Raw genomic sequence first — 13516 nt, 5'->3', positions numbered from 1 at the left:
CGCGGGCTGCGCGCAAACTGTCATTGAATCATGGTACTGGCGATGCTGCCGCGCCGCTATCGGGGGTTGCCGCAGCCTCAAGTTCTTCTGCCATGGTGCCGTTATGCGGCGGCTGCCCGGTCGCCTGGGCCATTGCCTGTTCGTGCTTCATCAGGTTCAGGCCGGTGTGCACCAGCGCCACATGCGAAAACGCTTGCGGGAAGTTGCCAACCAGGCGCTTTGCAGCCGGATCGTACTCTTCCGCGAGCAGACCGACGTCGTTGCAGAGGCCGAGCAGCCGTTCGTACATGGCGATGGCTTCATCCATGCGGCCTTGCAACGCGAGGTTGTCCACCATCCAGAACGAACAGGCGAGGAAGGTGCCTTCGCCGGGGGGCAGGCCGTCGTCGTATTCGGTAGTGTGGTAGCGCATCACGAAGCCGTCGTGCATCAAGTCCGTCTCGATCGCCGCCACCGTGCCTTTGACGCGCGGATCGTCGGGCGGCAGGAATCCGACCAATGGCAGCAGCAGCACGCTCGCGTCGAGCTGATCGCTGCCGTAGAACTGGGAGAACGCGTTGAGCGCCGGATTCCATGCCTTCGCGCAGACTTCCGCATGGATTTTCGCGCGGGTTGCGCGCCATTCATCAAGTGGGCCCTCAAGCTTGAACATTTCGGCTGACTGAATGGCGCGGTCGTAGGCCACCCACGCCATCACCTTCGAAAAAGTGAAGTGCTGGCGGCCGCCGCGTGTTTCCCAAATGCCTTCGTCCGGCTCCTCCCAGATCGTGTCGAGGTGGCCGAGCAACGCGCGCTGCACGTTCCACGCGGTGTCGTCCGCCTGCAGGCCGCCGACGCGCGCGAGATGCAGCGCGTTCATCACTTCGCCATAGACGTCCAGCTGGCGCTGTCCGACCGCGTTGTTGCCGATTCGCACGGGTTTGGCGTCCTGATAGCCTGGCAGCCAGTCGATTTCGAACTCGGGCAGGCGCCGCTCGCCAGCGATCCCATACATGATCTGCAACTGATCCGGTGCGCCGGCCATCACCCGGCCGAGCCAGGTGCGCCACGCGCGTGCTTCGTCGTAATAGCCGCCGCGCATCATCGCGAGCAGCGTGATGGTGGCGTCGCGCAGCCAGCAGTAGCGGTAGTCCCAGTTGCGTGTGCCACCCAGTTGTTCCGGCAATGACGTGGTGGGCGCGGCGACGATGCCGCCGGTCGGCTCGTAGGCGAGCGCCTTCAGCGTAATCAGCGAGCGGCGGATCTGCGCGGCCCATTTGCCTTCGACGGTGCTGCGCGCGGACCATTCGAGCCAATGGTTCTCGGTGCGTGCGAGCGACGTATGCGGATCGCGTCCTGGCGGAATACGCAGATGCGAGGCCGCATAAGCCAGCGAAAACGGCACGCGCTCGCCTTCGCTCACGGTGAATTCCGCGACGGTTTTCATGTTCTCGCCGCGCAAGTCGACCGGCGTGCGCAGCACCGCGGTGTCTGGGCCGACGATCGCCTTGATACCGCTGTCGTGCTTCAGGCGATCAACCCACGGAATCGAAAACCCATAGTCGAAGCGCAGCACGAGCTCCATCTGCATGCGCACCGTGCCGCGTTTGCCGACCACGAGCCGCACCATCTCCGACCAGCCGTTGCCCGGCGGCATGAAGTCGATCAGCGTGACCGCGCCTTCTGGCGTTTCGAAGTCGGTCTCCAGGATCAGCGTCTCGCCACGATAACGGCGCGTAATTTTGGGTGGCGTATCCGAGACCGGCGAGATCAGCCAGCGGCCGTTGTCGGGCGTGCCGAGCAGGGCGGCAAAGCAGGCGCCGGAGTCGAAGCGCGGCCAGCAGAGCCAGTCGACGGAACCGTCTCGGGAGATGAGCGCGGCCGTGTGGCCGTCGCCGATGAGCGCATAGTATTCGATGAGTGCGGGCATGGAGGAGCGTGTCAGTGTTACGCGAGGCGAAGACCGCCGCGCGTCGGGTCGTTGTTATTACCCGACTCGCGCGATGCGCTTTGGTTCAGCACGCAATGCGGCAAAACGCGAGTTGGTAATTGTCAAATCACTGCCTACAATCGGTTTTCATGCCGATGCGCGAAGCCCTCCGAATCATGCACCGGCCTGGCCTATGGCGCATGCACACGCAGTTTTTCGAGGATCCAAGCTATGCTGAACCCGTCGAAATCCGATTGCATCACGATTCTCTCGGCCGCCAGCGAACTGGCCGACGATTCAATGTTGCCGCTCGATCATGGCCGGCTGGGCCTGAGCCGCAACGGCATGCAGACCGCGCTGGCCTTTCTGATCGAACGGGCCTGCTTCCGGCGTCATCAGGGAGGTGACGGCCATTATGCCGTCGGCGGATTGTCGTTGCAGGGGCGTTTACGGCTGGATCAGCTTTCGAACGGCTGACTGCCTGTTGTGCGGGCTTGCGTCGCGAGCGTTCTGCAGTGCAGCTACCTTGTGTCTGACACGCATGTGTCGCGCGCCTCCGTTTTGCTGCGCTGCTTCGTTGCGCCGCTTCGCTTCGCCGTTCAATTTCGCTGCTTCGCTGTGTTACCTGTTGCATCGCCGCGCCGCGGTCGATACTCCTGCCGTCGCTCGTAATGGCGGTCCGCGCGTTCGTACGAGACGGCGCCGGGCCGATACTGCACCCGGTCGTACGTCCCCGTGCTGCTTTTCTATGGCTGACGGCTACCGCCGCCTAGAAATGCGACGACCCCACGCCGAAGATCCCAATGATGCCGATGATGATCAGATAGAGCGCGACGATGTAGTTCAACAGGCGCGGCATGACGAGAATCAGAATACCGGCGATCAGCGAAACGAGCGGGCCCAGGCTGAGTGTGACGTTCATGAAGACTCCGTAGTGTGAGATGGGTGAGACGCGGTTGAAAAAACACCCCGCCAGGCGGGACAATTGCTACGCATGCAGCTGACGCGGCTCGACTGAATCCGTGTAGCCGGATTCGCTGCATGATCCGACGCAACGCTTCTATACTTGCCTCGATAAAACAATTCGACCGATTGCGCGGCAGACCAGAGACACCATTACAACCGAATCAACCGAATAACCGATGAAGAGGAGGTCATATGCTTCGTAGTCACCGGGCTGCAGTGCACGCCATTTCAAGCTCTCCTTTACCTTCTACTGCTCAATCCACCTCATGGCGCGGCGCGCGGCCAACTCCTCTGCGCTCCGCTCGCTCGATAATAAAAGGTTTCGTGCTCATGGTCTCGATCGTTGCTTCGCATGCGTTTGCGCAAGATTCCGGCCCGGTTCCCGCCGACGGCGTCTATGACATGCTGGTCGGCACTTATACCGGCGGCAAGAGCGAGGGCGTGTACGTCTACCGTTTCGACACGAAGACGGGCGAAGCGACCCGCGTGTCGGTCGCGCCGACGGTCAACCCGTCGTACCTGGTGGTGAGCCGTGACCGGCGCTTCGTCTATGCGGTCAACGAATTGCCCGGCGATAACGGTCCGGCGACGCAGCGCGGCGGTATCAGCGCGTTTCGCTTCGACGCCGCGAGTGGCCAGCTGACCTTTCTCAACAAGGTCTCGTCGGACGGCAATGACCCGTGCTATTTGAGTTTGTCGCCGGACGGCAAATATCTGCTGACCGCCAACTACTCGGTGGCTGCCGATCCGGGCGGCAGCTTTGCGGTGTTCCCGTTGCAGGCGGATGGCCAGGTGGGCGCGTCGGTGCTCACGGTGCATCATGAAGGCGGCGGTCCGGTGAAGGGACGTCAGGACAACTCGCACGTTCACTCCACCGTGTTCTCGCCGGACGGCCACTATCTGTTCGCGCAAGACCTGGGTGCCGACAAGCTGTACTCGTACCGCTACACGCCGGACGGCAGCCGCGGCCTGTTCGGCCCGACCGACTGGCGTTACACCCAGGAGAAAGCGGGCACGGGCCCGCGTCACCTGGTGTTCGGCGCGGACGGCAAGCATGCGTACCTGACGAGTGAATTGGCCGGCACGGTCACTACCTTCAACTACGCCGACGGCAAGCTCACGCAGGTGCAGACGCTTTCGTTGACGGAGCCTGGTTTCAAGGGTGCCGTGGGCGGCTCGGCGATTCACCTGTCGCCGGACGGGCGCTTCGTCTACGCGTCGAATCGCGGCGATGCGAACGATATCGTGATCTTCTCGGTCGATCCCACCAATGGTCATCTGAAGAAGATTGGGCACCAGTCGAGTCTCGGCAAATCGCCCCGTGAATTCGCGATCGACCCGACCGGCAATTGGCTGATCGTCGGCAATCAGAACAGCGGCACAGTGTATGTGTTCAAGCGCGATCAGCAGAGTGGATTGCTTGACGCGAATCCGAAGCGTATCGAGATCGATTCGCCGGTGGACTTCAAACTGGTGTCGCCGTCGTGAGGCAGGGCGCGCGCCACATGGACATGGTTGAGGCCGCGTTCAGCGCTCGATATGAATACGAGTACTGTGATGCGAATGCGTGTAAGCATTCATTGGCCGGCCGTGATCTGAAGGCGCGCGCCGCATAAAAAACGGGCCGCTTCTGAACTACACCGCAAAAATTGGACAATTTGCGGCTAGGGCCGTGAGGGCTGAGTCCTGTATATCACAGGACTCAGCCCGTTTGGTTTCCGCAGGCTTTTGTAGGCCCGTCGTGTTTATTCCGCCGGTCCCGGCGCGAGCACTTCACGGCTGCCGTTGATGCCCATTGCCGACACCAGGCCCGCTGTTTCCATCTGCTCGACAAGGCGTGCCGCGCGGTTATATCCGATACGCAATTGCCGCTGCACCGACGAGATCGACGCGCGCCGCGTGCGCACCACGAAGGCAACGGCTTCGTCGTAAAGCGGATCGGCTTCGGCATCCGGTGTGTCGCCGAACAGGTCGGGCGACGCACCTTCGGTGGCCGGACCGTCGAGAATGCCTTCTTCGTATTGCGGTTCGCCGAACTGCTTCAGGTACTCGACGATCCGATGCACTTCCTCGTCGGCGACGAAGGCACCGTGCACGCGCTGCGGGTAACCCGTGCCCGGCGGCAGGAACAGCATATCGCCCTGGCCGAGCAGCGATTCGGCGCCCATCTGATCGAGAATCGTGCGCGAGTCGATTTTCGACGACACCTGGAATGCCACGCGCGTCGGAATGTTCGCCTTGATGAGGCCGGTGATCACGTCCACGGACGGACGCTGCGTCGCCAGAATCAGGTGGATGCCGGCGGCGCGTGCCTTCTGCGCGAGACGCGCGATCAGCTCTTCGATTTTCTTGCCGGCGACCATCATCAGGTCGGCCAACTCGTCGATCACCACCACGATCAGCGGCAGCGGCGCGAGCGGTTCGGGTGCTTCCGGCGTCAGCGAGAACGGGTTGCCGAGCTTCTTGCCCTTGGCTTCCGTATCGCGAATCTTCTGGTTGAAGCCGGCCAGGTTGCGCACGCCGACCGCGGACATGAGCCGATAGCGCTTTTCCATTTCGCCGACGCACCAGTTCAGCGCGTTGGCGGCCAGCTTCATATCGGTGACGACCGGCGCGAGCAGATGCGGAATGCCTTCGTATACCGACAGCTCCAGCATCTTCGGGTCGATCATGATGAGCCGCACTTCTTCAGGCGTCGCCTTGAAGAGCAGCGAACAGATCATGGCATTGATCGCCACCGACTTGCCCGACCCCGTCGTGCCTGCCACCAGCATGTGCGGTGCCTTCGCCAGATCGGCGACCACCGGATGTCCGGTGATGTCCTTGCCCATCGCCAGCGTCAACTGCGAATGTGAGTTCTGATAGACGCTTGCTTCGATAATTTCGGACAGGCGGATCGTTTGCCGCTTGGCATTCGGCAATTCGAGACCCATGCAGGTTTTGCCGGGAATCGTCTCGACCACGCGAATCGACGTGAGACCGAGGCCGCGCGACAAGTCCTTCATCAGGCCGACGATCTGACTGCCGCGCACGCCGAGTGCCGGCTCGACTTCGAAGCGCGTGATGACCGGACCGGCCGAATGACCGACCACAGTCACCGGCACCTTGAATTCCTGCAGACGCTGCTCGATCAGCAGACCGGTTTCGATGAGCTTTTCTTCTGAAACGGGTTCGACGTCGGTGTCGGCGAGCGCGAGCAGGTCGAGGGTCGGCAATTCGACCATCGATGCCGCGGGCGCGCGGAATTCGAAGCCGTTGGCTGGGCTGTGGCCGCGCAGCGGCGCGTGCTGGACGATGGCTTCTGCAGGTTCCGTGGGTTCCGCAGGCTCGGTCGGCTCCGACGGCTCGGGCGGTTCGATTGCGACGCGGGCTGCGGATGGTACGGCTTGGGCGGTAGTTTCGCTCGCGACGTGCCATGGCGGCGTGGCACGCTGCATCGGCACGGCTTCGCCCGGAGCGATGATGCTGACTCCGTGCGTTACGTCCGCCGTATCAGCAGTAGAAGTCATGTGCGACGCTACAACTTGCGAAGACACCGCAGGCTGAGCGAACGGCTGCGCTTGCTCGTTGCGCAAAGTTTCGGCGCGCGCCGTTTCTGCGGGAGCGGCGATGCTGGCATCATCAGACACCGCAGCAGCCTGAGCGATCGGCTGCACGCGCTCAGCCGATGCGTTTGCATTGCTATTGCTGCTCTGATTCGCGAATTGCGTCGGTTCGTCTTCGACGAATGGTGGCAAGTCCGTTTGCGCGCCACTCGCCTGCAACTGGGTCGCGAAGATTTGAAACGGCGTGGGCGTGGGCACCGGTGTCGCATACTGCGTGGCTGGGGCTGGTGTCTCAGCTTCTGCTGACGCCTTCGCCCATGCTTCTGCCTCAGGTTGCGCCAACGCCTCCGCTGGTGCGTCTGCTGGTGTCGATGCCGATGCCGCGACCAACGGTGTTTGAATGATCGGCGGCTCAATCGGCCATTGCACGAGGGGCTCGGCGCCTTCCTCGATTTGCGCCTCGACCGGCACCTCGAACGCGGCTTCGATTCGTGGCGTTTCGACTGGCGACTGCGCCGGCCTATGTTCCAGCGCGGCCTCGGCAACATCATGCAAAGGCGTGCTTACGTCCGGCACCGCGGCCATTTCAAGGTCGCTTGCACGCGACGGAGCCATGCCCGACTGCCCAGCCCCGACCGGCGGCTCGGTGCTCAACGGAGTCGTGACCATCGTGTTTTCCGCGCCGCTGCTGCGCGCGAGGCTGACGCCGGCAATGTCGGTCCAGCGTGCGGCGTTTTCCGCGATGCTGCGAAGCGTCTCCTGGACGCTGGCCGGCGGCGTGACTTTCTGCGCGGTGGCCATGGGCCGGGTATAACTGGGTGCCGGTGAGTTGAACGAAGTCGGACGCCGCGCTGGCTGCGCCGGCGTGACGTTGGCGTTCACGCGCGAAGCGGGCGAGAACGGTTGCTGGGCCGTCGTAGAACGACTTCCTTGAAATCCTCCAGCGGCTGAACTTTGCGTCGTCGACGGACGGCCCGCGCCAGCCGAGGCAGGTGTCGCCGGACCGGTGGCCAAGCCTGACACCGGCCGCGCTGCCGCCGTGACGGGCGCCGCTTGTGCCGCCGCAGCCGAAGCGGCGACGGCACCCGCGACACCCGCCACACTCGCGATGCCCGAGCCGGTCGCCAACGATCCCAGCGGACGTTGCTCGCCGGCAGAGCGTCGGCCAACCTGTGACGCACCATCGCGAGCCGACGTCGCTATTGTTGCCGATCCCGCCGCCAAACCGGCAGCAGAGGTGGTCGCGCGCGGCGCCGTTGCCGGTTCACGCAACCATCCGGCCGGCGCAACCGGTTCGGCCGGCATCCATGCAGCCTTGTCCGCGTTCAGCGAGTGCGTCGGCGTCTGTGCCTGCGCCTGCGTTGGCACTTGCCGCGGCGCCTGGCGCGGTGGCGTCCCGGCTGACGTGTGCAGCACCGACTCCGCTTGTGCGGCCTGGCTGCGCGTCTTTACCACGCCTGCGCGCCAGCTCGCCCCGGCGCCACGCGCCGCTGCGTCCCTGGGCGTAGTAGCACCGGCCGCACCGCCAGCCGCAGCCGCGCCGCGACCGCTCGCCGGCGGCCGCCAGACGGTCGGGCGCGCGTAACGCCCATTGCTTTTAGGCGCCATCGTATTGGTGGACGGTGAAACGTGCGACGGCAAACCGTCGTCGACGCTGCGATGGCGGCGCGCTTCCTCGTCGCGTTTGGCGAGGCCGCGCGACAGGCCGAGGCCGAATGCACCGTCGGCCCACACGGCGACGTCGCTCCAGCGGAAGTCGATCAGCCAGGGCAGGCTGATCACGAGGAGGGCGAGCGCCGCGAGTGGCGTGCCGATATGCCCGAGCAGATGACCGAATCCCGCCGCCAGCGCATGGCCGACGCCATTCACGCCAGCCGCGCCGATCAGCGACGCCTCCAGGGTACAGCTCGCCACCATCACGCAGACGAAGCCGAGCCAAAGGCGGATCGTGCCGGGGCCGCGCAAACCTGCGCCGCCTGGCAGCACCGACTTCACGAGGCGCCACAAAAGAGGAATGAACCAGACGGCTGACCCGCCGAACCAGCCGAAAACTACCGTGTGCATGCTAGACATCAACGAATGACGGACGCGCAAGAACGCAATCCGTCGAGTTTAACCGGGGAAGCCCGATGCTTCGAAGGCAGACGCAAGTATGCTTGCGTCCAGATGGGAAAGCAGGCCGGTGCGCGGCCTGCCGTCGGTGAAAAACAACGGCTGCTACGATAGCCCGTGCGCGCCATGCGGACAGCATTGGCTGCTGCGGGCCATCCGCTTGTCTGCCCGCGGATCGAGCCGCCTATGTGTCACTTCGCGCTGCTGTCGAACGTCAGCGTATCGCCGTTGTCGAGCACCAGTTGCATCTGCTGCGGCGCGCGCATCTGCACGCCGGTGCGGTCGATGTGCGTCAGCGCGTTGAGATACGCCCCTTCGATCTGTCCGCCCGGCGTCATGCATGCCATGCGCGTGCCGCCCAGCGTGCCGAAGCTCAGCTTGCCGTCTTTCAGCGCATACGAGCCCATGTAGCGGTTACAGCCGGAAAAGCCGCTGGCGTGGCGCTGGCCTTTGTCGGTGGAGAGCACGAGCGTGATCGGCGCGCCCTGATCCGCGGACGGAATCGCTCGCACCGTGCCGTCGGCCTGTTTCCAGCCGCTGAGCACCCAGCTGGTGTCGTCGAGCAACTGGGTGGCGGCCGGGTTGAACGGGTCGGGCGGTGCGGCTTCCGAGTCGGGATGTTTCGGCATGGCGCACGCGCTGCAAAGCGCGGCGACGCTCAACGCGGCAATGACCGTGCGCGCATAAGGGATGAAGCGCGCAACACGTCGCGCGGAGGAGCTTTGGAGCATGACGTCGTTCCTCTTCAAACTGGCGAAGGCGTAAGGGTAACGCACTAAGCTCGCCGCACGCGAGCGCAACGGCGTGAGAGCGGACTTAAACACGTGCGTCGCATCGGGTGCGTATCGGGGTGCGCATGTTAACATCGTGTTCTCCCCAATCCCACCCTCATCCGACTTTTTCTGGAGACCCCATGCAGATCGGCCAACGGATCGGCACGCCCCTTTCTGAATCCGCCACGCGCGTCATGCTGCTCGGCGCCGGCGAGCTCGGCAAGGAAGTGATCATCGCGCTGCAACGGCTGGGTGTCGAAGTGATCGCCGTCGACCGTTATCCGAACGCGCCGGGCCATCAGGTCGCGCATCGCTCACACGTGATCGACATGACCGACCGCGCCGCCTTGCGCGCGCTGGTCGAACAGGAGCGCCCGCATCTGATCGTCCCCGAGATCGAAGCCATCGCAACCGACGCGCTCGCCGCGATCGAAACCGACGGCCTCGCCGAAGTGATCCCCACTGCGCGGGCCACGCAACTCACGATGAACCGCGAAGGCATCCGCCGTCTGGCCGCGGAAGAGCTTGGCCTGCCGACCTCGCCATACGCATTCGCCGATTCGCTCGACGAACTGCGCGCGGGCATCGCCAAGGTCGGCTATCCGTGCGTGGTGAAACCGGTGATGTCGTCGTCGGGCAAGGGGCAGTCGGTGCTGAAGAGCGACGCGGATGTCGAACCCGCCTGGCAACACGCGATGGCGGGCGGGCGCGTGAATCACGGCCGCGTGATCGTCGAAGGTTTTATCGACTTCGAATACGAAATCACCCAGCTGACGGTGCGCGCAATCGATCCGGCGAGCGGCGAAGTCAGCACGTATTTCTGCGACCCGATCGGCCATGTGCAGGTGGCGGGCGACTACGTCGAATCGTGGCAGCCGCAGCCGATGAGCCCGCTCGCGCTCGAACGGTCGCGCGAAGTGGCGCATAAGGTCACTGCGGCATTGGGTGGCAGGGGCCTCTTCGGCGTGGAACTTTTCGTGCGCGGCGATGACGTATGGTTCTCGGAGGTGAGTCCGCGTCCGCATGATACGGGTCTCGTCACGCTGTGCTCGCAACGCTTCTCGGAGTTCGACCTGCATGCGCGCGCGATTCTCGGCTTGCCGGTGGATACGTCGCTGCGGGCGCCGGGTGCGTCGGCGGTGATTTACGGCGGTCTGGACGAAACGGGTATCGCTTTCGAAGGCGTCGCGGCGGCGTTGGCTGTGCCGAATGCGGATCTGCGGCTCTTCGGCAAGCCGGAGAGCTTTGCCAAACGCCGCATGGGCGTGGCGCTCGCCACCGGCGAGACCATCGAGGAGGCCCGCTCGCGCGCGAAGCAGGCCGCGGTGGCGGTGCGGCCGGTTTCCACGAAGTAAGTAACGCGTATCAGAGAGCGCCCGGTCGTCCTGCAGCGCGGTGATGCGCAATGAAACAGTCGCTTGCCTCGCAAGCTCGCCGGGCGCGAAACCCGGCTCATTGAAGTTCGTTGAAGTAGAGGTGCGTATGACCCTGGGTTCCCGCAAGAACATGCGGCTTGGAAGGCTGGGCCATTTTGGCGCACTTGGCGTGCTGCTCGCGCTGTGTGCCGGGATGACAGGGTGCGGCCTCGCCGCCGCGCCTTGCCGGGTTGCTTCGGCCGGCTTGAAGATCGTGCCGCTGGTTGGGCACGTGGCTGCCGCGCCGACCGACGCGTGCGCCAACGTGATCGATCCATAAGCGTCAATCCGCGCGGGCTCACGGTGCGGCCATAAGCGTTCCGGATGCGCACAATACTGCAGCCCCAGCCGCAACTCCGGCGGTTTAACCTAGTCGCAGCGCAAGGCGCACCCCCATGCTTGATGTGCAACAACGATCGAGGCATCTCATGAAGAAATGGCTTGTTGCAGTCACTGCGGCGGTGGGTCTTGCGGCGCTGTACGGCAATGCGTGGGCCGCGCCTTTGCACCTCGCCGAGATTCAGGCGAAGAATCGCCAGACGCACAAATACACCTGCGCGACCGGCAAGATTCTGCAAGTGACCTACTGGAACACGGCAAACGGCCAGAGCTTCGCGCTCGTGCCTGTAAAGGGCCAGCAACTGCTGTTCGTCAACACGATATCGGCCTCCGGTGCGAAGTATCAGGCCGGCAGCTACACCTGGTGGACCAAAGGCCCACGCGCCGACCTGTACGACGCGACGGATGGCGAAAACGCCCCGCCGATGCTGTCCGACTGCGTCACCATCAATCGCTGAGTATGATGGGGCGGCTTTCTTCAAACCCCTCGCCGCCTGTCTTACCTTGTCGTTGCCTCTGCCTTGCGGCGCTGCCCGCCTGCGCACATCCTTTCCGTTCGAGTAGTAAGCTGTCCGGCATGGCATCCGCTGTGTCCGCTGTTACTGCTGTCCCCGCTGTGACCGTTATGTCGGCCCGCGCACGGTTCGCGTGGCTGTCGTCGTCTTCGATCGTACGTTTTCGGACCTCAACGGGCGGGCTAGCTGCCCGCGTCCGTTTCATCAAGCGAGACCCGCCATGAAAGCATCGGACCTGTTCGTCAAATCGCTGGAAGCCGAAGGTGTCGAGTACGTGTTCGGCATCCCCGGTGAAGAGAATCTCGATCTGCTCGAATCGTTGCGCCGCTCGAAAATTCGCCTGATTCTTACGCGTCACGAGCAGGCGGCCGGTTTCATGGCCGCCACGTATGGGCGTCTCACCGGGCGCACCGGCGTGTGTCTGGCCACCCTCGGGCCGGGCGCGACCAACTTCGTGACCGCTGCCGCATACGCGCAGTTGGGCGGCATGCCGATGCTGATGGTGACCGGGCAAAAGCCGATCAAGTCAAGCAAGCAGGGCCATTTCCAGATCGTCGATGTGGTGCGGATGATGGAGCCGCTCACCAAGTACACGCGGCAGATCGTATCGATCGCCAACATCCCGGCCGCAGTGCGCGAGGCGGTCCGCCAGGCGGAAGAAGAGCGTCCCGGCGCCGTCCACCTCGAATTGCCCGAAGACGTTGCGGATGAAGAGGGCGACGGCAAGCCGATTCCGAAGAGCTTCAGCCGCCGTCCTGTCGCCGAGGAAAAAGCCGTGGCGCGCGCGGTCGAGGCGATCACGAAGGCGAAGCATCCCTTGCTGATGATCGGCGCGGGCGGCAACCGCAAGACCACCACCAAGATGTTGCGCGAATTCGTCGACCAGATCGGCATTCCGTTCTTTACGACGCAGATGGGCAAGGGTGTGATCGATGAATCGCACCCGATGTGGCTAGGCAACGCCACCTTGTCCGACGGCGATTTCGTACATCGCGCGATCGACCACGCGGATTGCATCATCAATGTCGGGCACGACGTGATTGAGAAGCCGCCGTTTTTCATGCGCAGCGGCGACACGGGCGAGAAGACGGTGATTCACGTCAACTTTCTGGGTGCGGAAGTCGATACGGTGTACTTCCCGCAGATCGAAGTGGTCGGCGACATCGCCAACGCGGTGTGGCAGCTCAAGGAAAGTCTCAAGGAGCGGAAGGAGCACTGGGACTTCACGCGCTTCAAGGAGATCAAGCAGCACTTCGAAGCGCATCTGGTCAAAGGTCAGCACGACGACCGTTTCCCGATGTACCCGGTGCGGATCGTCAACGACGTCTACGAGACCACGCCGGTGGATGGCATCGTGTGTCTGGACAACGGCATGTACAAGATCTGGTTCGCGCGCTACTACCGCGCGCACGAACCGAATTCGCTGCTGCTCGATAACGCATTGGCGTCGATGGGCGCCGGCTTGCCGTCGGCGATCGCGACCAAGATCGTGCACCCGGATCGCAAGGTCATGGCTGTATGCGGCGACGGCGGTTTCATGATGAATTCTCAGGAGCTGGAGACGGCGGTGCGGCTGAAGCTCGATCTGGTGATCCTGATTTTGCGCGACGACGCGTTTGGCATGATCCGCTGGAAGCAGGAGAACATGAACTTCCCGGACTACGGCATGACGCTGAGCAACCCGGATTTTGTCGCGTATGCAGAGAGCTACGGCGCGAAGGGGCATCGCATTGAATCGGCCGCGGAGTTCGCGCCGCTGCTGCGCGAATGTTTCGTGACGCCCGGCGTGCATGTGATCGATCTGCCGATCGACTATTCGGACAACGAGCGCGTGCTGAATCGCGAGATCAAGCGGCTCTCCGCGCAACTATGAACGGCGGCGGGCGCCAACGAGAAATAGCCGGGCAGGAAGCTGGCCGCATTCGCGCCGACCAGGCATGGA

General features: G+C 63.6%; 10 protein-coding genes. 6 read left to right on the top strand and 4 right to left on the bottom strand.

Features of this window, described 5'->3' with window-relative positions; translation table 11 throughout:
* Positions 1-28: 28 nt before the first annotated feature.
* A complete protein-coding gene (locus tag ACUN0E_RS36045; protein WP_445569578.1) occupies positions 29-1909 on the bottom strand; it encodes a glycoside hydrolase family 15 protein in 1881 nt (626 codons plus the stop codon).
* 231 nt (positions 1910-2140) lie between these two features.
* On the opposite strand from ACUN0E_RS36045, the gene ACUN0E_RS36040 reads away from it, so the two are divergent.
* Positions 2141-2386: a hypothetical protein gene (locus ACUN0E_RS36040; RefSeq protein ID WP_408240008.1), complete on the top strand. Its 246-nt coding sequence runs from the start codon at positions 2141-2143 to the stop codon at positions 2384-2386.
* A 292-nt stretch (positions 2387-2678) separates the two neighbouring features.
* Here the strand turns inward: ACUN0E_RS36040 and ACUN0E_RS36035 are convergent, their stop codons facing one another.
* Entirely contained in the window at positions 2679-2831 is a 153-nt protein-coding gene (locus tag ACUN0E_RS36035; protein WP_007175701.1) for a DUF3096 domain-containing protein, read from the bottom strand.
* Between the two features lie 236 nt (positions 2832-3067).
* On the opposite strand from ACUN0E_RS36035, the gene ACUN0E_RS36030 reads away from it, so the two are divergent.
* Positions 3068-4363 (top strand): lactonase family protein, encoded by a 1296-nt coding sequence (locus ACUN0E_RS36030; RefSeq protein ID WP_408240011.1) that lies wholly within the window; start codon positions 3068-3070, stop codon positions 4361-4363.
* 257 nt (positions 4364-4620) lie between these two features.
* Here ACUN0E_RS36030 and ACUN0E_RS36025 read toward each other — a convergent pair whose 3' ends face one another.
* Both ACUN0E_RS36025 and ACUN0E_RS36020 read right to left on the bottom strand, forming a co-directional pair.
* The gene (locus ACUN0E_RS36025; protein WP_445569577.1) at positions 4621-8484 is read right to left on the bottom strand and encodes a DNA translocase FtsK; all 3864 of its coding nucleotides are present in this window, start codon (positions 8482-8484) and stop codon (positions 4621-4623) included.
* Positions 8485-8723: 239 nt separating this feature from the next.
* Positions 8724-9263, bottom strand: a complete 540-nt coding sequence (locus ACUN0E_RS36020) for an META domain-containing protein (protein ID WP_408240017.1) — start codon at positions 9261-9263, stop codon at positions 8724-8726.
* Between the two features lie 182 nt (positions 9264-9445).
* Here ACUN0E_RS36020 and purT point away from each other — a divergent pair, with 182 nt between their 5' ends.
* From purT to ACUN0E_RS36000, 4 genes are all read left to right on the top strand, one after another.
* On the top strand, positions 9446-10660 hold the full coding sequence (gene purT, locus ACUN0E_RS36015) for a formate-dependent phosphoribosylglycinamide formyltransferase (RefSeq protein WP_408389997.1): 1215 nt from the start codon (positions 9446-9448) through the stop codon (positions 10658-10660).
* 127 nt (positions 10661-10787) lie between these two features.
* On the top strand, positions 10788-11000 hold the full coding sequence (locus tag ACUN0E_RS36010; RefSeq protein ID WP_408240035.1) for a DUF6726 family protein: 213 nt from the start codon (positions 10788-10790) through the stop codon (positions 10998-11000).
* Between the two features lie 148 nt (positions 11001-11148).
* The gene (locus tag ACUN0E_RS36005; protein ID WP_408240023.1) at positions 11149-11517 is read left to right on the top strand and encodes an MliC family protein; all 369 of its coding nucleotides are present in this window, start codon (positions 11149-11151) and stop codon (positions 11515-11517) included.
* A gap of 277 nt (positions 11518-11794) precedes the next feature.
* On the top strand, positions 11795-13447 hold the full coding sequence (locus ACUN0E_RS36000) for an acetolactate synthase large subunit (protein WP_408240026.1): 1653 nt from the start codon (positions 11795-11797) through the stop codon (positions 13445-13447).
* Positions 13448-13516: the final 69 nt, after the last annotated feature.

Source organism: Paraburkholderia sp. D1E (genome assembly GCF_052682275.1).
Note: the sequence above shows the minus strand (reverse complement) of the source record. Positions and strands in the feature narration are given on the sequence as shown.

Coding starts and splice junctions, on each gene's coding strand:
- ACUN0E_RS36045 (WP_445569578.1), bottom strand. CDS start 1,909: ATGCCCGCACTCATCGAATACTATGCGCTCATCGGCGACGGCCACACG.
- ACUN0E_RS36040 (WP_408240008.1), top strand. CDS start 2,141: ATGCTGAACCCGTCGAAATCCGATTGCATCACGATTCTCTCGGCCGCC.
- ACUN0E_RS36035 (WP_007175701.1), bottom strand. CDS start 2,831: ATGAACGTCACACTCAGCCTGGGCCCGCTCGTTTCGCTGATCGCCGGT.
- ACUN0E_RS36030 (WP_408240011.1), top strand. CDS start 3,068: ATGCTTCGTAGTCACCGGGCTGCAGTGCACGCCATTTCAAGCTCTCCT.
- ACUN0E_RS36025 (WP_445569577.1), bottom strand. CDS start 8,484: ATGCACACGGTAGTTTTCGGCTGGTTCGGCGGGTCAGCCGTCTGGTTC.
- ACUN0E_RS36020 (WP_408240017.1), bottom strand. CDS start 9,263: ATGCTCCAAAGCTCCTCCGCGCGACGTGTTGCGCGCTTCATCCCTTAT.
- purT (WP_408389997.1), top strand. CDS start 9,446: ATGCAGATCGGCCAACGGATCGGCACGCCCCTTTCTGAATCCGCCACG.
- ACUN0E_RS36010 (WP_408240035.1), top strand. CDS start 10,788: ATGACCCTGGGTTCCCGCAAGAACATGCGGCTTGGAAGGCTGGGCCAT.
- ACUN0E_RS36005 (WP_408240023.1), top strand. CDS start 11,149: ATGAAGAAATGGCTTGTTGCAGTCACTGCGGCGGTGGGTCTTGCGGCG.
- ACUN0E_RS36000 (WP_408240026.1), top strand. CDS start 11,795: ATGAAAGCATCGGACCTGTTCGTCAAATCGCTGGAAGCCGAAGGTGTC.